Consider the following 23,638-nt stretch of genomic DNA (forward strand, 5'->3'; position numbering starts at 1 on the left):
TGTCATCGGAGTGGCTAGTGTGAATATTCTAAGTTGAACTTATACAGGAATGCGATCATGAGGAGAGAGGAAGAGGAGCATGCTGGCAAAAAGAATCATTCCTTGTCTGGACGTGAAGGACGGCCGGGTTGTCAAAGGCGTTAACTTCGTCAATCTCCGCGATGCGGGTGATCCGGTGGAGCTGGCGGCGCTGTATGACCGCGAGGGTGCGGACGAACTGGTGTTTCTCGATATCTCCGCTTCGGTGGAAGGCCGCGAAACGATGGAAGAAGTGGTGCGACAAACCGCAGGCGAGATCGCCATTCCTTTTACCGTAGGTGGAGGGATCTCCAAGGTGGAAGACATGAAGCGCATTCTGCGTGCAGGAGCGGACAAGATTGCGGTAAATACGGCAGCTGTGCTTAATCCTCAGCTGATTGCAGACGGAGCACGTCGCTTTGGTTCCCAGTGTATCGTCGTTGCAATAGACGCCAAGTATAATGAGGCTTGGGGCGAATGGGAAGTGTACACGCATGGTGGACGTAAACCTTCAGGAATTAAGGCGCTTGATTGGGTTAAACAGGCGGAGACCTTAGGCGCTGGCGAAATTCTGCTGACAAGCATGGACGCGGACGGAACGAAGGACGGATTCGATCTTAAGCTGACTGCAGCGGTATCCGAATCGGTACGTATTCCGGTCATTGCTTCAGGCGGTGCAGGCAAGGAATCCCATTTCTATGATGTCTTCACTACAGGCAAAGCGGACGCAGGTCTAGCAGCAACGATATTCCATTACAAAGAAATCGCCGTTCCGGCGTTAAAACAACATTTGAGAGAGCAAGGGGTGGAGATCCGTGACTAATGTAAGCAATGAGATTAAGGAGCAGTTATCCTTGGAGCAGGTTGTGGAACACATTCGCTGGAGCGATGGTTTGGTACCTGCCATTGTGCAGGATGCAGAGACACGTCAAGTTCTGATGATGGCTTATATGAATCGGGAATCCCTAAAATTGTCGCTGGAATCCGGTGAAACGTGGTTCTGGTCACGCTCGCGTCAAGAGCTGTGGCACAAGGGCGCAACTTCAGGTAACGTACAGACGATTACTTCATTGAAATACGATTGTGATGGTGACACCTTGCTGGTTGAAGTGAAGCCGAACGGACCTGCTTGCCACACCGGAGCAGTGACGTGTTTCCATAATGAAATCGTGGGCTTGCCAGAGCAATCAGCAAATCAGACTTCAGGTGATTCTATTGCAACGACTGCAAGTGCCAGCTCCGAAAGCCGTTTTGAAGTACTGGCTGAACTGGAATCGGTCATTGCAGAGCGTGAACGTGAGCGTCCGGAAGGTGCATATACGACGTACCTGTTCGATAAAGGCGTTGATAAAATTCTGAAAAAAATCGGTGAAGAAGCGTCCGAGACGATCATTGCCGCCAAAAATAAAGACAATGACGAGCTTCGTCTTGAGGTCAGTGACCTGATGTACCACTTGCTCGTTCTGTTGCAAGAGCGCAAGCTGCCGCTGGATGACATCATGTCAGAGCTGAGCCGTCGCCACGAGCGGCCTCGCCGCGATTAGGAGGCGAGCCTGTGCGTATAGACTATCATACACACCATGAGCGGTGTGGTCATGCGGTTGGCAAGCTGGAGGCTTATGTGCAGCGTGGGGTGGAGATTGGCTTGTCGCAGATTGGGCTGTCGGATCACATGCCTTTGCTGCATGTAGACCCTGCTCACTATTATCCTGAGATGGCAATGTCCATGGATGAGCTGCCGCGTTACGTGGAAGAGTGTTTTTCTCTGAAAGAGCGGTACCGTGGTCAGATCGATGTGCGTGTCGGCCTCGAAGGCGACTATATTGAAGGCTGGGAGACCGAAATTCGGGCCATTATTGAGCGGTATCCATGGGACTATGTGATTGGATCGGTTCATTTTCTCGGGGAATGGGACATTACGGATTTTCGCCAGACCCATCATTGGGAAGGCAAAGACGTACTAGGAGTCTATCGTCAGTACTATGATGCTGTGAGCAAAGCGGCAGCGACGGGAATGTACGATATTATGGGTCATACAGATGTGATCAAGCGCTTTGGCTTCACTCCGGCACCAGAGCAGACTGAAGAGCGTATAGCCCTTGAAAACGCAGCACTGCAAGCTATCGCAAAAAGTGGCTGTGCTATGGAGCTCAATGCATCAGGATTATCGAAGCCATGCGCAGAGATGTTCCCTGGTCGCCGGATGTTAACGGAGGCCATTCGATTGGGAATTCCGCTGACCCTTGGCTCCGATGCACATGATCCGCTGAAGCTAGGCGATTATCTGCCTGAGGCCGAGGCGCTCTTGCGTGAGCTGGGCTGTACGGAGGTAGCCGTTTTTGAAGGTCGACAGCGCTCGTTCCTTTCTTTAAATGTATAAGGTAGTGGAGTATAATGAGGGTAGGAAATAACCTTTTTAGAGGTAGTTCAAAAAAGTCCGCTTTTGATTACGAAGGATGCCTAATGGCATCATCAGCGTCGAAGCTGGAATTCAGCCGAAATGTTCGTTGCTCACGTAGTTTTGCCTACGCTCCGCTACTCCATTTCTAGCTTTATCCCATCTTCTCGGTACTGAAAACGGGTCTTTTTGAACATTCACTTTTAGACTGATAAAGGATCATATTGGGACTTCAACCCTCGGGAGGGCATTATGCAGCATTCGTTACGTATTTTTTCCGGTTCATCGAACCCTAAGCTGGCAGAACAGGTATGCGACAAGCTGGGTGTACAACTAGGCAAGATCAAACTGTCCCGGTTCAAGAGCGGAGAAATATACGTTCACTACGAAGAGACGATCCGCAACTGTGATGTATTTCTGATACAATCATTATCTCATCCGATCAATGAGTTGTTCGTAGAACTGCTCGTCATGATTGATGCAGCCAAAAGGGCTTCTGCCCGTACGGTAAATATTATTGTTCCTTATTACGGATATGCCCGTCAGGAACGCAAGTCTGCTCCGCGTGAGCCGATCTCGGCCAAGATGGTTGCGGATGTGTTAACTACTGCTGGGGCAAACCGGGTAGTTACCATTGATCTGCATGCAGCGGCAATTCAAGGGTTTTTCAATATTCCTGTGGATCACATGACATCATTGGATCTCATCAGTGATTATTTGCTGAGTAAAGGGATTGAAAATCCGGTAGTTGTCTCCCCTGATGCGGGACGAGCCTCGATGGCAGAGAAACTGGCGAATCGTCTGGATTCACCTTTTGCCATTATGATCAAAAAGCGGCCAAGCCACAATGAATCGATCATTACGCACGTTATTGGGGATGTTGAAGGTCGAACTCCAATTATTATTGAGGATCTGATCGATACCGGAACGACAATTCTCAATGTTGTTGAAGGATTGAAGGAGCGAGGCTCCAAAAACGTATATGTATGTGCAACACATGGTCTGTTCTCGGACGGAGCTCTAAGTAAACTTAATCACCCGTCTATAGCCGAGGTGGTGGTCACAGACTCCATCGCACTGCCGGATGATCACCCAGAATGCTTCAAAGTGTTGCCCGTAGCTCCAATGCTTGCACGTGCTGTTCGCATTATTGTGGATGGCGGCTCCATGGCGACATTGTTTAAAGATTCAGGGATTTAATCATGCAGCACAGATCTGTGCGAATCCAGGTGTATTGTACCGTGTTTGAGTGGTTTGCTGCTCAGCACGGTTTTTGTTTTTTTATGATGGATTAGGGTAAAGATGCGGATGAGTTAAGGAGAAGGAGGGAATCGATTACTGATTTGCTGCCTGGGGGCTTGTGCTATAATAACTTAAAATTGATTTTATGGCTGCGTATATAGGGAATTCAATCCCAGAGATGTAACTGATGTGATGAACAGTAGAACCACGGCTATTATACAACGGTGTCGTGGAGTGAGGAGTGGGGTCTATTGTCCCGGACTTGGTATTATCGTTTACTGTTTTCTTATTTTCCTATTTTCTTTCTTACCATGACCGTACTCATTTTTATCGCTTTTGTTTTCATTAATGACATCTCCAGGGAAGAAACAAGGAAAGCAGACCGTATCTCCTCCAGCTATTTGGTGGACAGTCTGGACCGGACGATCCGGGATATTGAGTTGTCGGTTATGGAAGCGGTGCAGAGTGAGCAGGCCTATAAGTACTATTTTAATAGCCAGAACCAGGTGGGCAAAGAGACCGTGTATAGCATTGCTCAAAACTTGCGTGAGCTGACGAGTTCCAACCCTTGGATCCAATCCATTTATTTGTATGACAAGAAAAATGAAAGCGTTTTAACATCAAGCGGCTCTAAGGAGGTAGATAGCTTTTCAGACAAGGCATGGATCGACCGAATCGAATCTGGTTCTCTTACTTCAGGCTGGCAGCCTGTCAGGGAATACGATGCAGGAGTTAATCAGCGTACGCCTATTCGGGTGTTGACGGTAGATAAGGATATGCCCTTGCCATTTGGCTCTGATGGGGTGCTTGTCATTAATATCAAGATGAGTAGCATCGAGCAGAGCATTGATAGTATGGTTAATGGACAGCTTTCTTTCATGAGCATTCTTGACCGTGGCGGTCAGGTTGTGTACGATGCGCATTCAGATCGTGAAGGTGCTGTAGAAGGCCAAGAGCTGAACACCCTTTCGCTGGAAAGATTGGGTTGGACGATCTCCAGTGGGATCAAGGAGGGGAACTTATATGGTTGGGTCTCGGTGGTTTCCTATGTATGGGTGATTATTGCGGTTGTTACCGTCATTTGTGCGATCGTCTATATTATCTATATCACTCGTCGCAACTATAAACCCATCCAGATTATTATGAATCGGATTGAGGCGCATCAGATTCGGGTGCTGGAGCAATCGGGCTCACGGACCGATGAGATGAAATTGATTGATGGCGTGTTGGAAAACCTAATAAACCATATGATGGATTCGGACAAAAAGAGCAGGGAAAACGTGCTGCTGCAGCGCAGCAAACTATTTAACGATCTACTGAATGGGGAGAATCTGGATCATGCGGTAGAGCGATTAAAGGATCTTTCCCCGTTAACTGGCGTGGATACTTCGTCATGCTTCGCTGTTGTGGTTGGCGAAATCAACCGATATGAGAAGGGATTCCAGGAACGGTTTACGAGAGGCGAGCAGAATACACTCAAATTTGCGTTAATGAATGTGCTGCAGGAGCTCTCACGCGATGCGGGTATGCAATGCTGGACCGAATGGGTCAGCTCAGATCAGATTGCGATCCTTTTCCTGTCCACAGACGGTAACGCGGATATGACGGAGCAAATTCGCTTAGTTGCGGAGGAATGCCGATCCTGGGTTGAGCAGAATCTGCGTATATCATTGAGTTTCGGTATCGGACCGATCGCGGAGGGCATCAAGGCTATTCGTGAATCATACGTAGCGGCTGAGACTGTGATGCACCGCAGATTACTGAGAGACGGTGATGTCGCTCTGGCTGGATATGGAGAAACTCAGCAGCAGCTACTTGATACCTATACCTATTTGCAGATGATTGCTGATTTTGTTAAACGGTTTCGGATGTCGAGCAGTCAGTGGCGTGATCAACTGGAGGAGATCTTCACGGCTTTTGAACGTGATAAGCTGCCAGATGATGAGATTCACTCCTTGATTCAGGCGATGCTACAGATGCTCAGCCGGGAAGTAGCGGTCATGTCCGAACAGCTGCAGGAGAAATTATCGGAGGAAAACATAAACAAGTGGTTGATGCTGATGAAAGAAGCGGAGACACTTGAAGGTGTCAAAGACATTCTGTTTGATGACCTGACGGACTTGTTCAGAACTTATGTGTCGGTAACTGAAACCAAGAGCTACAAAGCGATGGTCAATGAAATGAAAAACTATATCGAGGAACAGTTTGCGAATCCTGATCTTTCGCTGAAACATCTGAGCGATCGATTCCAGATTACCGGCAAACATGCAAGTTATTTGTTCAAGACAGAGTTCAATATGAAGTTTGTAGACTTTCTTACAGAATTGCGGATGAAGGAAACGGAGCGTCTTCTGCGGAGTACGGATCTTTCCCTACAGGACATTGCCTTGAAGGTGGGGTATGCCAATGGAATTACCTTGGGACGTGTATTTAAACGGGTTGAGGGTATTACACCGGGAGACTATCGCCGTATGAAACGTGAACATCACGATTCCGAGTCGTAATTCAAAGGCTCATGCTACGTATTATACCGTGCTAAGCACAGGGTGGAATTCATGCAGGTTTTTCTCAGGAGAAGCCATGTAGGAGTCCGCCTTTTTTGCTGCTAGTGTAAACCTATATTCCGTCTTGGAAGCTTGCGCTTATGCAAGAAATCCTTGATTTACGCCTGTTTTCGGGTCCTTTACGAATATAGTCAGTCTGCGAAAATCGTCGCTCGGGATAAACCATTATCCTTATGTAAGCGTTTCCGAAACGAGTTTATTGCCAGAGCGCGGAAAGATGTGGAATACTCTGGGCAAGCTTTAAACATTCACGCAATGCTAAGGAGATGACAAAATGACAGGAAAAGCAACCAAAGGGAGTCTAAAGAAATGGATGGGATTGGCGCTTACTATGGTAATGGGAGTTTCCTTGCTAGCCGGCTGTTCATCTGCATCGAATCAGGAATCAGAAGGCAGTGCATCAGGCAATGGCGAGCGTGTCACTTTAAAAGTGGAGGTGTTTGACCGCGGGAATAGTCCTTCACCTTATACCATTACGAATAACTATTTGTCCAAACTGATCCAGGAACGGTTCGGCGATCCGAATAACATTGATATACAATTCGTACCGATTCAGCGCTCGGAGGAAGTAACCAAGCTGAATGTCCTAATGGCGAGTAATACGGATGTTCCGGATATTGTATTTGTTTATGACTCAAGTGTATTTTATCGTTACGCCGAACAAGGCGGTCTGACTGATGTGGGAGAGTTGATTGATCAATACGGACCTAACCTGAAAAAATTCCTTGGCGAGGACACCCTTAAGTTTGGTCAATTAGAGGGCCAGCAGTTCGCAGTTCCTGGCAAACGTGCCATCACAGGCAGATATAGCTCTTATATTCGTCAGGATTGGCTGGATAAACTGGGATTGCCAGTACCGAAGACGACGGATGAATTGTATACCACTTTGAAAGCATTTAAAGATAAAGACCCTGGTGGACTTGGCAGCAAAAACATTCCAATGGGAATGGCACTGGCGCCAGCTCAGTTCGAAACGCTGATCTACTCATTCATCAAGCCAATCAGCGGAGATCTGACTTATGCCCAACGTTATGAATTGCCTCTCCATGAGGGCTTCAAGGATGCCATGAAGTTCATGAACAAGCTGTACAATGAAGGCTTGATCAGCAAGGACTTCAGTTTGGATGAAGATAAGGCCCAACTGGTGAAGGATGTACAGAACGGAAACATTGGCTACTGGTCTGAGGATGTCGACGCTATTTTCTATGCAGATGGCACTCTGGATAACTTGCTTAAAAATACGCAGGGCAGTAAAGTGCTTCCGGTTGATGCGTACACCAACGCAAACGTAGACAACAAACATATCAAATCCCGTTACGGTTCAAACGGCATGTACATCATGATTCCGAAGAGCAGCAAACGTTCGGTGGAAGCAATCAAATATTTGGATTGGATGGCATCAGACAATAATCTGATTGATATTTACAGCGGCGTGGAAGGAGAGAACTACGATTTGGTAGACGGAATTCCTGTTGTCAAAGAGGATGCTTTTCAGGAAGCGAAGGATCGTCTGTTCAACGCAGGGGATACAGCTATTATCTCAAATGGTAAAAATATCGGTGATCAGGCTACCAACGAAAAAGCATGGATCATGGGCTTCCCGCAAAATAATCAGGAAATGCTTAAACAGTCGATTGATATTGCTAACACCGATACGGTAGGACCCATCATTTTTGACAAACCGATTCAGGCAGAGATGAAGTACAGCACGGCGCTCAAAGATAAGCTTAATGTCATTATCGTAAAAACAGCAATGGCTAAACCGGAAGAATTCGACGCAGTGTATGAACGGGAAATGAATGATTTCATGTCCCTGGGCGGCACAGAATTGAAGAAGGAACTGGATCAAGCGGTTCAGGAGCTTGCTGCGAAGTAGCAGTCGGAGATATGTGTGAATGTACGAATCCAAAGTAATCCAACTTACACAAGCTTGATATCGGATCATTTATGAAGGGACTTGTGCCGTCGGCTGAGGTTAAGGCGGCACAGTGTTTCTTCGTTGTTAGGAGGAGACCGACTTGACCGCATACTTGAAGAGGTATTGGCAATTATACGCGTTGATTTCACTGCCCCTCATCTATTTCGTGGTGTTTCGCTACGGACCGATGTATGGCGTTCAGATCGCATTTAAAGATTTTAATCTGTTTCAAGGTATTAACGGCAGTGAGTGGATCGGTTTTGATGCCTTTCGCGAGGTATTCGGGATGCGAGATTTCTACACCACGTTGCGCAACACCTTTATGTTGAATTTTCTTGATCTGATCGTTTCGTTTCCTGCTCCCATTATATTAGCCATCATGCTCTATGAAATCCGGTTTAAGTGGTTTCAAAAAATATCGCAGACGATTCTGTATATCCCTCACTTTATTTCGTGGGTCATTATTGGGGGTATTGTGTACCAGTTATTCGGTAACCAATCCGGTATGGTAAACGGTGTACTTGAAAGTATCGGCTTAAATCCGATTCCATTTTTGACGGAGAAAAACCCGTGGCTTGTGACCTACCTGTTCACAGGTGTCTGGCAAAGTGCAGGCTGGGGAACTATTCTATATCTGGCTGCGCTGACGGGTGTTAATAAGGAATTGTTCGAAGCGGCAGAGATTGATGGAGCGACACGGCTGAAGAAAATCTGGCATATAACCCTGCCAAGCATCAAGCCTACTATTGTTACTCTGCTCATTCTTAATTTGGGACATATGGTCAGCATCGGATTTGATCGTCCTTATATTATCGGGAACACGGCAGTACGTGAATATTCTGATGTGCTCAGTACCTTTGCATACCGGGTCGGGCTGGAATCGGGACAATATACGCTGGCAACCGTCGTTGGACTGTTCCAGGCAGTCGTGGGACTTATATTTGTACTCGGTTCGAACTATATATCGAAAAAGACAACAGGTGAAGGAATTCTTTAAAAGAACAGAAGGTACGCTTAGCTGCTTTATATGTATACCATCAGTAAAGGAGTTGTGCGCATATGAGTGAACGCACCTCAAACCGGATTTTTGATACCGTTATCATCCTGTTTATTAGCTTGTTCGTCGTGTTCTGTCTCGCTCCGTTTCTGCACACGATTGCCATATCATTAAGCTCCAATCGTGCCATTACATCGGGTGAAGTCACCATTTTTCCTAAGGAGTTCAATTGGGATGCGTATGTTAAGGTGTTCTCCGATCATTCGATGCTGTATTCCTTGGGATATACGACCCTGTTAACGATTGTGACAACGGTGTTATGCATGGTGTTCACAATCGCAGCTGCATACCCGTTGACCAAGAAAAAAATGAAGGGCCGCAAGCTTTTCATGTACGTGATCATCATTACGATGTTCTTTAGCGGGGGGATCATTCCTGAGTACTTGCTCATTCGTGACCTGCACTTGCTTAATTCGCCGTGGGCGCTAATTCTGCCAGGTCTGGTCAGTCCGTTTAACCTGATTATCCTGATCTCATTTTTCAATGGTATACCAGAAAGTCTGGAGGAGTCCGCTGAAATTGACGGCAGTTCACATCTGCATACACTGTTGAAAATCATATTACCGCTGTCAATGCCGGTCATGGCAACTTTGGCGTTGTTCTATGCTGTTGGCCGCTGGAATGGCTTTCAGGATTCCCTGATGTACATTAATGATCCTAAGCTGTATCCACTTCAGCTCAAACTGTTCCAAATGGTGCAAAACAACATGGTGAGTGAGCTCACACAGATGGAAGGTGCCAACCGCGCTCCATTAACCCCGGAAAGTCTTAAGGCGGCCACCGTTATTTTTGCAACCGTACCGATTCTGCTCGTCTATCCATGGCTGCAAAAATATTTTGTTAGCGGTGCCATGCTTGGAGCTGTTAAGGGCTGATCATAGGTTTTCTTAAGCCAATCGTGATTAACGAGATGACAAGAATTATTGCGCCGAATATTCCGTTCATCGGCATTTGTTTGGAGGGACTGGACATGTACAGACAACTGGTGGAAAGCAATGACAGAGCAGTGCAAAAAGGGATATCGCGGCAAGTGCTTGATCCGGACAGCCGCTATTATGGAGGAACGATTGACCCCTCTACAGGTATCGCCTGGGTCAACCATACGACCGGAACACCTACGGACATGTGTTACTGGGGAGCTGCACTCGCCAATCCGGATTCGATCTATTATCGGGATGAAGATCTGTTAAATCGTCTGCAGCTTGCATCGGAGTACGTACTCCGTAATCAGCATGCAGACGGCTCCATCTCCCCCGGTTGGACCAATTCCCATTCTCCGCCGGATACCGCATTTCTTGTCGTGGGATATGCCCAGTTATATCAACTTCTTCAGCAGCAAGACTTGGAGCCATTGCAACCTGTGCTGGACAATATGCGCCTGTTTCTGGAACGAACTGCTCCAGTCTTGCTGACTGGAGGCTGTCATACGCCGAATCATCGCTGGGTGCTATGCGCGGCGCTCGGTTTCCTGCATCAATTGTTTGACCTGGAGGAAGCTGTGCAGCGTGCAGAGCAGTGGCTGGCTGAAGGTATGGATATTACGCCTGATGGGGAGTGGACTGAACGAAGCAACGGAATCTACAGCGCGGTTAGCGACATCATGCTGATTCATGCGGCACGCCTGTTGAACCGTCCCGAATTGCTGGACCCGGTGAGACTCAATCTTCGTATGATGGTGTATCTTGTACATCCAACAGGTGAGGTTGTTACAGAATACTCAGGTCGCCAGGATCTGGGGAGCGTGCATGATTTATCACCGTATTACTTGCCGTATGCCATTATGGCTCGGTTGGACGGTGATCCGATCTTTGCCGGCATGGCCGATTGGGCTGGAGAAATGTTAACAGATCCCGGCGTCTGCTCGGTCAATGCGCTCGTTCGGCTGCTGCTGGAGCCTGAGCTTCAGCAGCAGGCTGGTAAGGCACGGGAACAGCTGCCTGAGCGGTACGAGATCATACTGAACGAACGATTTGTGCGGGAGGGCTATTTACAGCGAATGGATTCGGCAGGTCATCATGGACACATCTCGCACAGCCGGTTGCATACGGACTTCGGCGCACCTGTAGCACGTATTCGTTCCGGTAATACAAGTGCGACTGTAATGACGGAGGTGCCTTCATTCTTTGCCCTTCGTCATGGTGCCGTACGTCTGCTGGCCGTTCAGTTGGCCTCCTATTTTAATCCAGGGTATGTGCTGATGCAGCATATGTCTCGATTGCCAGCAGGTTACCGTCTGACGGGCGAACAGAGGAAAGGCTATTACGGCCCGATCCCGGATAGCCAACTGCCTGAGACGGCGGGAACAGCTATCAGTCCGTGGTATTTGTTGCCCCATCAGAGTCGAGATCTCACCCATGAACAGACGTTCCTTGTACAGACGGAAGTATTAAGAACGGAAAATGGCTGGACCCTGAAGCTGGCGGGAGAGCAGCCGGAGCAGCTTATGGTGCAGCTGTCTTTCGTGTTCGGCAGCGAGGGCGAGCTTTCCCAGGGGGAATTGCTTGAGACAGATGAAGGCCATTATCTGTGGAAGAGCGGCACATTGCGTTATTCCTGTGGAGATGACTGGATTGAGCTGACCGGAGGCGAGGTAGGGCATTTGGCAGCAACCGTACGTGAGGCAAAGCTGCCAAATAAGTGTAAGGTTGTACTGGTTAACTTTATGACCCCTTTCCACAAGACAGTTCATATCTCTCTTTCGCCATCCATGGCGTTGAAGCTGTAATTCTGATGAATCTCTCTATAAGGAAGAGTACATGAAGCAAAAAGATGACATTTCATTCGAAAGGGATGAGGGGGTGTCATCTTTTTTTGCGCATTTTTGGCATAAACGACATGAAACTACATATTGAGAAGTGGGCCTTAAGATGTGGTATACTGGAGAGTATGAATGAAAGCAAAGAGGAGGTGCCTTGGAAGATGAAGGGCAAGCTACTGCGGGCTGAGGGACACCTTGCCAATGTAATACCGATTCACTTGGATGCTTCTTTCTTTTTTGAGAGAGCTGTCCGCTCGCTGGACCGTAATCACGTCGACAAGGCATTAAAATATTTTCGTAAAGCTGTTGAATATGAGCCGGAAAATCCGGTGAATCATTGTAATATGGCGGGTATATTATCAGAGAAGGGGGATTACGAGGCTTCCAATGCCGTTCTTGCGCATGTGCTCGACTTGGTAGATCCGTCCATGACGGAATGTTATTTCTACATGGCGAACAATTATGCGAATATGGATCGGTTTGAAGAAGCTGAGCAAGCGCTTGTTACGTATTTGGAGGAGGATACCCAAGGTCAGTTTATGACGGAAGCCGAAGAGATGATGGAGCTTCTGTACTACGAGCTGGATCGACCAGCCAAACTGAACCGGATCAAATCACGTAAGGGTGTCGTTGAACACGATCAGGCGCGGGAATTGTTGGAACAAGGGAAGTTTGCACAGGCGGCTGAGCTGCTGGAAGGCATGTCACCCGAGTATCCTGATTATTTGGCTGCTCGCAACAACTTGGCGCTTGCCTATTATTATATGGGGCTGTTTCCCAAGGCGAAAGAGACGATTGCCGAGGTACTGGAGCAGGAGCCTGGTAATTTGCATGCACTGTGTAATCTGGCGATCTTTCATCAGAACGAGAATCGAGCCGACCAAGTGCTGCTTCTGATCAAAAAATTGCGTGTCATCGTGCCTTTCCAGCACGAACAGGTCTACAAACTGGCTACCACGATGGGTATCCTAGGTCAACATGATACGGCTTATGTACATTTCCGTCGCCTGTTGAAGGATGAAGAAACCGCTGCGGACCCAGCTCTCGCACATTATGCAGCAGTCGCAGCTTATAATACCGAACGTTACGATTCCGCTGAACGTCTGTGGCGTCATGTAGGCAAGCTGGATCCAGATTCGGAAGTATCCCGGTACTATCTGTCGGGTCTTGAGGCTGTGAGACAGGGAGAGAAAGATCCGGAGAAACTAAGTTATCACTATCATCTGCCATTTGACGAGCAATTCAGACAATGGGAGAACTATGGCAACGGCATACCTGAAGAGATGAAAAATGATCCCTTGATCCGTTCCTCTTTCTTCTGGGCGTTGCGACATGGGGATCGGGCAACTAAGCTCCAGGTCATTCATGCTCTTGGCATGATTGGTGATTACGAGGTGCAGCAGGCGCTGCAATCCTTTATCGAGGAACCTGGTGAAGATCCGGATCTGGTGGAAGCCGCTCGTTCTGTATTAAACGGTCTTGGTTCAGAAGGAACTAAGCAGGATGATTCTCCTGTTTTACGACCGCTAACTGCGTTGAGCAAACGCACTATTCCGAAGATCGAGTCGATGACGGAACAAACGGAGACGAAAGCTTCTTCGCATTGGCAGGCGGTCGTGGACCGTGCGTTACAGATGTCTGAAGCCAAAGCCGAATTGCAGCAAGAAATGGAGCGGTTGTGGACCGACTATGTATCTCGCGTACACCTGGAGGTGCCTGGCACGAAGCAAATTGAAGGCTTGGCTGCGGGATTGGAATATCTGGCTGCTAAAATTCATAGTCGTCCAGTGACCTACCAGAGCATAGCCGACCGGTATGGCATATCAGCTGCCACAGTCAGCAAATATGCACGGCAAATCAATAAAGTGTGCAATTCCAACCCACCGGTCCAGTAAATGTTCCTTGAAATTCTCGCTTTGGGATAGACTTCATTGCGTGAAGGATACATAAGCCTGGAAAACGGGTAAACTTAACGAATAGGTCTCGACATGCCTGTAGGATATCATCATAGCAAGTTAATCGCCACTCAACACACTCTCAACCTTATTAAGGAGGCTGTATCTATATGTCTAAATACAGAACGATTGTGATCGGAACCGGACCTGCGGGTCTGACAGCAGCGATATATCTGGCTCGTGCTAATCTTAACCCACTGGTTATCGAAGGTCTTCAGCCGGGTGGTCAATTGACGACGACAACGGAAGTTGAGAATTTCCCTGGTTTTCCGCAAGGCATTATGGGTCCGGAACTGATGGACAATATGCGCAAGCAAGCGGAGCGTTTTGGAGCTGAGTTCAAAAATGGTTGGGTGGAAGAAGTGGATTTCAGTAAACCGCCCTTCAAGGTTAAAGTTGGAGGCATCGGTGAACTGGAAGCCGAATCAATCATTATCTCTACCGGTGCATCGGCCCGTTATCTCGGTATTCCCGGAGAGCAGGAGAATGTGGGACGTGGGGTAAGTACATGTGCCACCTGTGATGGATTCTTTTTCCGTGGTAAAAAGATCGTCGTTGTTGGCGGTGGAGACTCCGCGATGGAGGAAGCCAGCTTCCTGACCCGTTTTGCAACAGACGTTACCTTGGTTCACCGCCGGGACGAATTACGTGCATCGAAAATTATGCAGGATCGGGCTCGCAGCAACGAGAAGGTGAAATGGGCTTTGAACCGTACACCGCTCGAAGTTGTGCCTGAGGCTCTTGGTGTTAAAGGGCTTAAGGTACGTAATAACGAGACTGGACAGGAAGAATTGCTTGAAGCCGATGGCGTATTCATTGCCATTGGACATACACCGAATACGGGTTTCCTGAGCAACCAGATTACTTTGGATGAACACGGCTATGTTGTCGTTAAACCGGGTACAACCGAGACCAACATTCCGGGTGTGTTCGCCTGTGGTGATGTTCAGGATACGAAGTATCGTCAGGCCATTACAGCAGCAGGTTCAGGGTGTATGGCCGCAATGGACTGCGAGAAATTCCTTGAAGGCAGTATTGTGCATGACTGGAGCGAAACACTGGATAAGTAAGCATGAAAAGGGTATGGTTTGGCATAAATTAAGTAGAAGAGACAACGGGAAGTCTCATAATGTGAGAAGCCGGAAGGCTTCTCTTTTTTTGAAACCAAAGTGGGCATGAGATCGTATACATAATGGGCATATTAGCTGTGAGGTGAAGACTTTGGGGGAAATGATAAAAGATTGGTTACAGAATGCAACAGTGCGGCGATTTTTGATCCTGCTGTTGTTTTGTTTGGTTCTATTCAGCATGGGGAGTATGCTGCACATGATTTTGCTGTTATTCCTGGTGACCTATGTCATGAACAGGTTGCAGCATTTTATCACAGAGAAGTTGAATCGTTTATTTCCGGTTAACTATAAAGTTGTAGTCATCCTGCTCTATCTTATCGTTATTGCAGCCATTGTACTGGGCATCTCCAAGTATTCACCACGAATTGTGGATCAGGTCGTTCAGTTAACGAATGAGATCATGAAATTTCTTGATACCGCTGACGGAGATAATTTTGCTTCCAAAATTGCCGGTTATCTTCAATCGTTCGATATCAAAAACTATACCAACGATGCATTGAAGTATATTTTTGCGTTAAGCAAATGGTTGGAGTTCATTCTGTTGGTTATCATCCTGAGTCTGTTCTTCTTGTTGCAGAAGCGGGAGATTTCCAAGTTTACCTCCAAGTTCAAAACAAGCAAAATCGGCTGGTTCTATAATGAAGTGGCCTATCTCGGAGATAAGTTTGTATCTTCTTTTGGTAAAGTAATCGAGGCACAATTGATGATTGCTGTGTTTAATACGGCTTTGACGATCCTAGGATTATGGATACTTGGCTTCCCGTACTTGTTCGCCTTGACCATTCTGGTGTTTATGCTGAGTCTGGTACCCGTTGCGGGGGTTATCATCTCACTAGTTCCGCTGTGTCTGATCGGTTATCAACTGGGAGGATTACAGCTCAGCGTGATCGTGATTATTATGATCATCATCATTCATGCGCTGGAAACGTATTTCCTGAATCCGAAGCTGATGGCTCACAAAACCAAATTGCCGATGTTTTACACGTTTATCGTACTGATTCTGTCTCAACATTTCCTGGGGATCTGGGGGCTTATCATCGGTATACCGATCTTTGTCTTCCTGCTCGATATTCTGGACGTCAACAAGATGGAAAAAACGGAAGAGCCCGTACGTGTGGAAACGAAGCTGTGACCAGTAGCTGAATAGCTGCTGAAGGTATAGGTTTAGGTAATGTTCATAAAAGTAGAGAAACGCCTCCTGTTATGGGAAGGCGTTTTTTGCGCCGTTAGGCTAAGGGTTGCAACAACTGAACCACGAGTGAACTTATCCTGAATCACGTCTGGTCTATAAGATATTTCCATCTTACCGAACTGTCTGAGACGTGATTAGTAAGGATTGTCATGAAATTCAGATGACAATTGTCATCTTTTACGCATGGAACGAGTGGATATGCAATATCATGAGTTGAGGCTTCCTCCTCTATGGAGGAAGGAATGAAGCCTGCGTTTTTAATAGAGACAAATAAGGTTGTATACGTATTCAAAAATAGCCTGTGATGTTGTTCACAATAGCGAGGAAGCTAATCACAGCAAAGGTCTTATCGTCTTGACCCAGGCGTATCCTTCAATTATAGTTGGTACGTAGGATTAAACTATTATAGATAGATAAAGGTGGCTTGTAGCATGTCTGAGAAAATCTACGTTGGGGTCGATCTCGGCGGAACAGCAATCAAGGTCGGTATATGTGATGAACACGGTCAGCTTATGCATACGTATGAAGGACCGACTGAAGTGGATAAGGGCGTTGACACGGTCATTGCCAACATCGAGAAGTATGTCCGTCATATCGTTGCTGAATCGCCTTACAGCTGGGAACAGCTTGAAGGTGTAGGAGCAGGAGTGGCTGGGTTCACCAATGTACGCGAGGGAATTATCGTTCTTGCCCCTAACATTGGATTTCGGAATGTAGCCATTCGTTCGATTTTGGAAGAACGTCTGGGCAAGCCAGTCAAAATAGATAACGATGCAAACGTGGCTGCACTGGGTGAAGCTTGGGCAGGTGCTGGCAAGGGTGTGGACAACTGTGTATGTTATACGCTTGGTACAGGCGTTGGTGGCGGACTGATCTTGAACGGCAAGATCTATCAAGGTTTCTCCGGTATGGCTGGTGAGCTTGGTCATGTCAGTGTTGTTCCTGATCTGGAAGCCATTCAGTGCGGATGCGGCAAAATGGGATGCGTGGAAACTGTATCTTCAGCAACCGGAATTATTCGTATGGCCAAAGACGCTGTAGAGCGTGGAGATCATACATCACTGGCACTCGTGGACAAGATTGCAGCTAAAGAAGTATTTGATGCAGCTAAGGAGGGCGATGAAGTTGCTCTTCGTATCGTCAATCGTGCAGCGTTCTATCTGGGCAAATCAATGGCGGCTGTAGCGGCTGTGATTAACCCTGAGATGTTCATTATCGGTGGCGGTGTATCCAAAGCGGGTAATATTTTGTTTGATGAAGTACGGACTGTATTTGCGAAACTGACACCTGAACCGCTGCAAGAAGGGGTTAAGATTCTTGAAGCAACGCTTGGCAATAATGCAGGTATTGTTGGCGCGGCAGGTCTTCTCTTGCGTTCCTAGTAACCTCGTAACAGTATAATCCGACAGCAATATGATAAGGAGGGGACATTTATGCTTGAAGGTGAAGTTTCACCGGGCACAGGCGCCACGCTCATTATCATTACGGGCATGTCCGGAGCAGGCAAGACGATTGCAGTACAAAGCCTGGAGGATCTTGGTTTCTTCTGTGTGGATAATCTTCCACCGGTATTGATTCCAAAATTTGCGGAGTTGATTGAGCAATCGAACGGCAAAATTGGCAAGGTCGCACTGGTTATCGACCTTCGCGGTCGTGAATTCTTTACGGCTTTGTCCGAGTCACTGAACTATATTAAAGATCATTTTACCATTCATTGTGAAATATTATTCCTGGACGCGACAGACTCTGTATTAGTCCAGCGCTATAAGGAGAGCAGGCGCAGACATCCACTGGCTCCTGAGGGCATGCCGCTGGACGGCATCCGGCTGGAACGTAAGATGCTGGAGGAACTCAAAAATTCCGCCACTCAGGTACTGAATACCAGTACGATGAAGCCTGCTCAATTGAAAGAGCGCATCATATCCCGCTTTTCTCATCTGGAAAGCCATATGCTGTCGGTAAATATTACGTCGTTTGGGTTCAAATACGGTATTCCTATCGATGCGGATCTGGTGTTTGATGTTCGTTTCTTGCCAAATCCGCATTATATTGAACATTTACGTCCGAATACGGGACAGAATAGTGATGTATATGAATATGTTATGAAATGGCCGGAGACGCAGGCGTTTCTGACCAAGCTGCTGGATATGCTGCATTTTCTGATTCCGCAATACCGGAAGGAAGGCAAAAGCCAGGTTATTATTGGAATCGGCTGTACCGGAGGCAAGCATCGTTCGGTAGCAATATCGGAATATTTGGGCAAAATGTTGGGAAGCAGCGAAACTGAGGCTGTCACCGTGAGCCATCGCGACGCCGACCGGGACCGTCATTGAAGAGGGTGAAGGGATGAAAGAAGCCGGACCACGAAGAGAACGTCCGAGAATTGTAGTCATGGGCGGCGGAACCGGATTATCCGTGATGCTGCGCGGTTTGAAGGAAAAGCCGCTGGACATCACGGCCATCGTGACGGTGGCGGATGACGGAGGGAGTTCGGGCATCCTGCGTAATGAGTTGCAAATGCCGCCTCCGGGCGACATTCGTAACGTACTCACGGCGCTAGCAGATGTAGAACCGTTATTGTCGGATATGCTGAATTATCGCTTCAATACAGGCGCGGGGCTTGCAGGCCACAGCCTGGGTAACTTGATTTTGGCTGCAATGACGGATATATCGGGCGACTTTGTGACCGCTGTGCGGGAACTTAGCCGCGTGTTTGCCGTTCGGGGTGAGGTATTGCCCGCAGCCGGGCAGGCCGTTATACTGCATGCAGAGATGGAGGACGGATCGATTGTTACTGGCGAGTCCAAGATCCCTGAAGCTGGCTTACGGATCAAACGCGTTTTCCTTGAACCGGATCACGTGGAGCCGTTGCCAGAGGCTGTTGAGGCTATTCGTCAGGCAGACGCCATCCTGATTGGGCCAGGTAGTCTCTACACGAGCATTCTGCCCAATCTGCTTGTACCTAAGCTGGCTGAAGCTGTCGTTGAGGCTGACGCAGTAAAAATGTTTATTTGTAATGTGATGACACAGCCAGGAGAGACGGATAATTACACGGTGAGTGACCACCTCAAGGCGGTACATGAGCATGTAGGACAACAAATTTTCGACTATGTCATTGTAAATAATGGTGATATTCCGCTGCAGGTGCAGAATAAGTATGCGGAAAAAGGAGCTAAACCAGTTGTGCTGGATATGAATGTGCTGAAGAGTGCCGGCTATCAAGTGGTTGCGGATACGTTGGTCCTATTCCGGACTTATCTGCGTCATGATGCCGACAAGCTGAGCCATCACATCTATCAACTTGTACAAAATTGGATGTTACGGAAGAGGTGAAGTCCCATGTCGTTTGCAGCACAGACCAAAAAAGAACTAACGATGATCGAAAGCGAACCGTGCTGCGAAAAGGCGGAACTTTCAGCCCTCATCCGTATGCTTGGTGCGGTGCAGTTATCGAATAAAAAAGTCATCTTGGATATTTCGACGGAGAATGCCGCCATTGCAAGACGGGCATACTCTCTGCTTAAAAAGCATTTTCAAGTGCATACGGAATTGCTTGTCCGCAAAAAAATGCGGCTGAAAAAGAACAATGTATATATTGTTCGGATTCCAACCATGGTACAGGTGATTTTAAAAGATCTGTACATTGTTTCCGAAGGATTTCTGTTTACTCCAGGGATCAGTGGAGAGCTGTTCAAAAATAACTGCTGTAAACGTGCTTATCTTCGAGGAGCATTTATGGCAGGAGGCTCGGTCAACAATCCCGAAGGTTCGTCCTACCACCTGGAGATTGCGTCCATGTATGAGGAACACTGTCAGGCCCTGGTGGACCTGGCGAATGAATTTCATCTCAATGCCCGGTGTATAGAACGCAAAAAAGGATTCATCCTATACATTAAGGAAGGCGAGAAAATCATTGAACTGCTCAGTATCATTGGTGCACATCAGGCCCTTTTCAAGTTCGAGGATGTGCGTATCATGCGAGATATGCGTAATTCCGTCAACCGAATCGTCAATTGTGAGACGGCGAACCTGAACAAAACGATTGGAGCAGCCGTCAGACAGATCGATAACATCAGATTGTTGCAAAAGGAAGTTGGTCTGGAGTCGTTGCCCGAAAAGCTTCGTGAAGTGGCTGAAGTCAGACTTGCCCATCCGGATATCAACTTGAAGGAAGTAGGCGAACTGCTTAAGGGTACAGTAAGTAAGTCCGGGGTGAATCACCGGCTTCGCAAGATTGATGAGCTGGCAGAGAAGGTTCGTACCGAGCGTTACGGTTAAATAAAGGGTAGGGCTGCTAGCAAAACTGATTGCTTTGGTTTTTCACCAAAAGGTCAGTAATTATCTTGGAGAGCTACTCAGGTGTAATGAGGTGATGTAAAAAGGCTAAAATGGGTCATAATAATGACATCCAATCACCCTGAGTTTTTTCTTCTAGTGTCCTGCTCTGGTTATATGGTATAATGTTATAAATATAATTGTGTATTTAATGTCCAGATTTCATAATAGGGGGTAAGTTTCCATGACAAAGCACCCGGTAGTTGTCCGTTTGAAAACGGGTCTCCATGCCAGACCTGCGGCACTGTTCGTTCAAGAAGCGAATAAGTACTCATCTGAAGTGTTCGTCGAGAAGGACGACAAAAAAGTAAATGCAAAAAGTATCATGGGGATCATGAGCCTTGCAATCAGTACTGGTACGGAAATCCAGATTAGTGCAGAAGGCGCGGATGCCGAACAGGCTGTAAACGCTTTAGTTAGTCTGGTAAGCAAGGAAGAGCTTGAGAACCAATAAGATATGATTTGAACTCAATGAAGAAGTCCCGAAAGGGGCTTTTTTGCGTTTTATGACTGTCAAGTGCAACATTATGGAATTAAGCCCGTCTGTTAGGTATCAAATCGATTTGAGTTTGAGATGTTAAAACTTAAGGAGGCTAACGTGATGGGTAAATTATGGATGAAACCGCTGGGCGCGGTGATGGTCGCAGGTACATTGCTAGTAGGAGGTACTGCGTGGGTGGCACCAAGTAACTACGCATATGCTGCTGAGGTACAGGGGGTACAGCAAAACGTGATTAACGTTGTGGGTACAGGTGAGATTCAGGTGAAGCCTGACATCGCTTATCTTTCCATTGGAGTGAACAGTACGGCAGATACCGCAGCCTCTGCGCAAAAAGCGAATGCAGCGAAAATTCAAAAGGTTAGCAATCTGCTGAAAAGTACGTGGAAAATCAGTGCGGATGATATTCAAACCAGCCAGTTCTACGTACAGCCTGACTACACGTATAGTGAAAAAGACGGACAGAAGATCAAAGGGTACACAGCTCATCACACATTGACTGTAACTTACCGGGAGATGGACAAGATTGGTGAACTCCTGGATGCTGCATCCCAAGCTGGTGCCAACAATATTGAAAATGTACGTTTTACGGTAGAAAAACCAGAGAGCTTTGAAGCTCAAGTGATTGAAAAAGCTGTTGCCAATGCTGATGTGAAAGCTGGAGCTATTGCAAAAGCGGTTAAACGTCAACTGGGTGCTGTTCTGTCTGTGAGCCAAGGTGACGCGAATGTACCTGTATTCTATGCAAGTGAGGCTTTGATGTCCAAGTCGTTAGCTGATTCTGCTGGTAGCACACAAATTGAAACAGGACAGGTTAAAGTAAGTACTACGTTGAATATTACTTATGAAATGAAATAAGTGAAATAAATAAGGCTGGATGTCCGTTAAAGATATGCTTGAGCGGGCGAAAGGCAATAATGACAAAGACGTTGTCCATCGGACAGCGTCTTTTTTGTTATAAAGGCGCACTTTGATGAAGTTTGGAAAGAAGAGGTGAAATATGACGAAATGAATTGCTGGTTTTTGGTATCTTTTTTGTCCATTTGTTCGTAACAAAACCTTCATTATAGACATCTGGATCGAACAACATTGTAACTGGAGCTGTAAACCTTTCCGCAATCGGGTTAATTATAATAAAGAGGTGAGCGTATGAGGCATACGATCAAATCAGGATACATACGCAATGACACTCAAATTTGAATTCGAGAGAGGAGTTTTATATATGACATCATGGAAAAAATGGACTAGTGCACTACTGGCGGCAGGAATTATTGTGGGGAGCGGGGCTGTATGGCAGGATAGTTCTGTACAGGCAGCTTCAGTATCCACGAAAGTGACAACACCTACTGAGGTAACTCTGAAGTCGGGAGGCAAAACTCTTACTCAAAAAGGGCTCCTTCAAGGTGGCTCCACTTGGGTATCGCTTACCGCAGTGAAAGATGTTGCAGGTGGAAGCTTGAAATATGATGCAAAGGCTAAGGAGTACTCCTTAACGGCAGCTAATAATACGATGACCATCAGCCTGATTGATGGGGCACCGAGTGTTAGAATTAATAACTACTATCCACAAGTGGAAGCGAAGCTGATCAATGGCCGATTGTATATTCCGTTTTCTGCAATGAGAGATTATTTGGGTGTTCAGGGCAACTGGGATGGCAAAGCCAAGACACTGACGCTGAGCAAAGTGAAGCAAAATAGCGTGACAGTCAAAGCGGCAACAGTGAAAGTCAGCATCAAGAACGCTGAAGTCGATATTCAATATCCTCAGGTTAGCGGACTGGCTAACGATAAAGCAGAAGCAGCTATCAACAAGGTGCTGAAAGATGAAGTCGATGCTTTTGTAGCAGATTTCAAAAAACAAACTAAGGAATTTGGTGACGCAGCAGCGAACCGTCCATATGCATTTGAGAGTTCTTATGTCGTGACATACAACGAAAATGGTGTGCTTGGACTCATTACGCAAAGTTATCAGGACTATGCAGGTGCACATGGCATGACGTTCCGTTCAGGTCACACCTTTGCTCTGGATTCCGGCAAGGAATTGAGTCTGGATGATGTAATTCAAAATAACAAAACTGTGCGTCAGACAGTAAGCAAAAAAGTTGGAGATCAGCTTAAAGCTAGCGGTGGTTACCTTGAAGGCTATAAAGGTCTGAATAAAGATCAGGATTTCTATGTAACACCAACAGGTGTAGTTGTATTCTTCCAGTTGTATGAGTATACAGCTTATGCGGAAGGCTTCCCAGAATTCCCGTTCACATACAAAGAGTTGCTTCCTAAAGGCACAGAGCCGTTCAGTGGCTTAACAGCAGACAAGTAAAGTATTAGAATTTCATTTCGTTGAAATGATGGCTAATAGCGTATGCGTAGCTCGGTTCGTAAATGTAACTTTAGTATTAGTCTTGGGCTTATTGCAAACGTAACGCTAAGAGAGTTAAAGTGAATCAATTAAATATGTATCATGCACTTTTAAATTATCTTCAAAAAAAGGACGCCCTCGTCATATTGACGAGAGCGTCCTTTTTTCATATAGCCCACTCAACTGGGCGTTGCCGTTTGAGTGGGCTATATG

The 23,638-nt window shown here is 46.9% G+C and carries 19 protein-coding genes; all 19 read left to right on the forward strand.

Features of this window, described 5'->3' with window-relative positions; genetic code table 11:
- Positions 1 to 79: 79 nt before the first annotated feature.
- Complete coding sequence (hisF, locus tag AC4PM4_RS26860; RefSeq protein WP_072735753.1) at positions 80 to 841, forward strand: imidazole glycerol phosphate synthase subunit HisF; 762 nt, start codon at positions 80 to 82, stop codon at positions 839 to 841.
- Positions 834 to 1,562: a bifunctional phosphoribosyl-AMP cyclohydrolase/phosphoribosyl-ATP diphosphatase HisIE gene (hisIE, locus tag AC4PM4_RS26865; protein WP_064641184.1), complete on the forward strand. Its 729-nt coding sequence runs from the start codon at positions 834 to 836 to the stop codon at positions 1,560 to 1,562. Before hisF ends, hisIE begins: the two co-directional genes overlap by 8 nt.
- A gap of 11 nt (positions 1,563 to 1,573) precedes the next feature.
- A complete protein-coding gene (gene hisJ, locus AC4PM4_RS26870; protein WP_400349247.1) occupies positions 1,574 to 2,398 on the forward strand; it encodes a histidinol-phosphatase HisJ in 825 nt (274 codons plus the stop codon).
- Positions 2,399 to 2,668: 270 nt separating this feature from the next.
- On the forward strand, positions 2,669 to 3,616 hold the full coding sequence (locus AC4PM4_RS26875; protein WP_063566509.1) for a ribose-phosphate diphosphokinase: 948 nt from the start codon (positions 2,669 to 2,671) through the stop codon (positions 3,614 to 3,616).
- Between the two features lie 293 nt (positions 3,617 to 3,909).
- Positions 3,910 to 6,162 (forward strand): helix-turn-helix domain-containing protein, encoded by a 2,253-nt coding sequence (locus tag AC4PM4_RS26880; RefSeq protein WP_491614937.1) that lies wholly within the window; start codon positions 3,910 to 3,912, stop codon positions 6,160 to 6,162.
- A gap of 334 nt (positions 6,163 to 6,496) precedes the next feature.
- Positions 6,497 to 8,098 (forward strand): extracellular solute-binding protein, encoded by a 1,602-nt coding sequence (locus AC4PM4_RS26885; RefSeq protein WP_491614939.1) that lies wholly within the window; start codon positions 6,497 to 6,499, stop codon positions 8,096 to 8,098.
- Between the two features lie 142 nt (positions 8,099 to 8,240).
- Entirely contained in the window at positions 8,241 to 9,137 is an 897-nt protein-coding gene (locus tag AC4PM4_RS26890; RefSeq protein ID WP_491614940.1) for an ABC transporter permease, read from the forward strand.
- Between the two features lie 62 nt (positions 9,138 to 9,199).
- Positions 9,200 to 10,072, forward strand: coding sequence for a carbohydrate ABC transporter permease (locus AC4PM4_RS26895; protein ID WP_063566505.1), 873 nt, complete (start codon positions 9,200 to 9,202; stop codon positions 10,070 to 10,072).
- Positions 10,073 to 10,167: 95 nt separating this feature from the next.
- The gene (locus AC4PM4_RS26900) at positions 10,168 to 11,922 is read left to right on the forward strand and encodes a hypothetical protein (RefSeq protein ID WP_491615001.1); all 1,755 of its coding nucleotides are present in this window, start codon (positions 10,168 to 10,170) and stop codon (positions 11,920 to 11,922) included.
- 194 nt (positions 11,923 to 12,116) lie between these two features.
- Entirely contained in the window at positions 12,117 to 13,850 is a 1,734-nt protein-coding gene (locus AC4PM4_RS26905) for a tetratricopeptide repeat protein (protein ID WP_491614941.1), read from the forward strand.
- A gap of 170 nt (positions 13,851 to 14,020) precedes the next feature.
- Entirely contained in the window at positions 14,021 to 14,980 is a 960-nt protein-coding gene (gene trxB / locus AC4PM4_RS26910; RefSeq protein ID WP_063566502.1) for a thioredoxin-disulfide reductase, read from the forward strand.
- 160 nt (positions 14,981 to 15,140) lie between these two features.
- Positions 15,141 to 16,172, forward strand: coding sequence for an AI-2E family transporter (locus AC4PM4_RS26915; protein WP_072735810.1), 1,032 nt, complete (start codon positions 15,141 to 15,143; stop codon positions 16,170 to 16,172).
- Between the two features lie 491 nt (positions 16,173 to 16,663).
- On the forward strand, positions 16,664 to 17,614 hold the full coding sequence (locus AC4PM4_RS26920; RefSeq protein WP_064641195.1) for an ROK family glucokinase: 951 nt from the start codon (positions 16,664 to 16,666) through the stop codon (positions 17,612 to 17,614).
- Positions 17,615 to 17,665: 51 nt separating this feature from the next.
- The gene (gene rapZ, locus AC4PM4_RS26925; protein ID WP_053782949.1) at positions 17,666 to 18,565 is read left to right on the forward strand and encodes an RNase adapter RapZ; all 900 of its coding nucleotides are present in this window, start codon (positions 17,666 to 17,668) and stop codon (positions 18,563 to 18,565) included.
- A gap of 13 nt (positions 18,566 to 18,578) precedes the next feature.
- On the forward strand, positions 18,579 to 19,565 hold the full coding sequence (locus AC4PM4_RS26930; protein WP_063566496.1) for a gluconeogenesis factor YvcK family protein: 987 nt from the start codon (positions 18,579 to 18,581) through the stop codon (positions 19,563 to 19,565).
- Positions 19,566 to 19,571: 6 nt separating this feature from the next.
- Positions 19,572 to 20,510, forward strand: coding sequence for a DNA-binding protein WhiA (whiA, locus tag AC4PM4_RS26935; RefSeq protein ID WP_063566495.1), 939 nt, complete (start codon positions 19,572 to 19,574; stop codon positions 20,508 to 20,510).
- A 241-nt stretch (positions 20,511 to 20,751) separates the two neighbouring features.
- Complete coding sequence (locus AC4PM4_RS26940; RefSeq protein ID WP_017691248.1) at positions 20,752 to 21,021, forward strand: HPr family phosphocarrier protein; 270 nt, start codon at positions 20,752 to 20,754, stop codon at positions 21,019 to 21,021.
- A gap of 147 nt (positions 21,022 to 21,168) precedes the next feature.
- The gene (locus tag AC4PM4_RS26945; protein ID WP_072735758.1) at positions 21,169 to 21,924 is read left to right on the forward strand and encodes an SIMPL domain-containing protein; all 756 of its coding nucleotides are present in this window, start codon (positions 21,169 to 21,171) and stop codon (positions 21,922 to 21,924) included.
- Positions 21,925 to 22,288: 364 nt separating this feature from the next.
- Entirely contained in the window at positions 22,289 to 23,386 is a 1,098-nt protein-coding gene (locus tag AC4PM4_RS26950) for a stalk domain-containing protein (protein WP_072735759.1), read from the forward strand.
- Positions 23,387 to 23,638: the final 252 nt, after the last annotated feature.

The organism is Paenibacillus sp. MDV22-iso6 (assembly GCF_058408365.1).